We start from the raw sequence: 614 nt of genomic DNA on the forward strand, positions 1-614 counted from the left end.
AACAGAGGCAGAAACAGCAAGCAAGTGCTGCGGCAGCCGCTCGTTACCAAGACGGTAACGTGTTGGTGAAAGTCGAGAATTTTGATGGTTCTAACGTGATGTTTTCCGTCACCAACGTAGGTTCTCAAGGTTCATTACAGCCAAACTTCAACACTTTTAGCGCCTATCGCACCGAAAGTGGAGAGTTGGTCTATAAGTCAGAATCTTTGCTGCATCTGGCTGATACGGCAGGCAACACGCTGCAAACGATGGGCATTGCCGAGCTTTCATCCAAAGGTGGAAACAGCTTGTCGATCTCTCCAGGAGAAACTAGAAAATTCGTCACCAGTATTGCTTCAGAAGTCGCGCCACACGCGCAATTAAGCTTAGAGTTTCCGGCCAAAGTGCTCAATACAGAGCAAGATTTCACGCTGTCGTTTTCCGACTCTGTCGCGGTAGCAACGGCCAATGTGAATTAACGGCGAGAGAGAACATAACGAACAAACCCATGTTTGTTGAGCGCATCAAAGACAGGCGAGCGACGCCTGTCTTTCAGTTATGAGCAAGCAAATCGCTACTGTTTGCACTTGTAAGCGTTTGCAAACATCGTCACTGACGTAGAAAAGCTTAACGGT

Annotated in this window: 1 pseudogene; it reads left to right on the forward strand. The window is 47.9% G+C overall.

What is annotated here, in order from left to right:
* Positions 1–458: pseudogene (locus tag R7Z50_RS28825) on the forward strand (hypothetical protein); the annotation flags it as partial.
* Between the last annotated feature and the right edge of the window lie 156 nt (positions 459–614).

This window comes from Vibrio sp. 1249-1 (assembly GCF_033340495.1).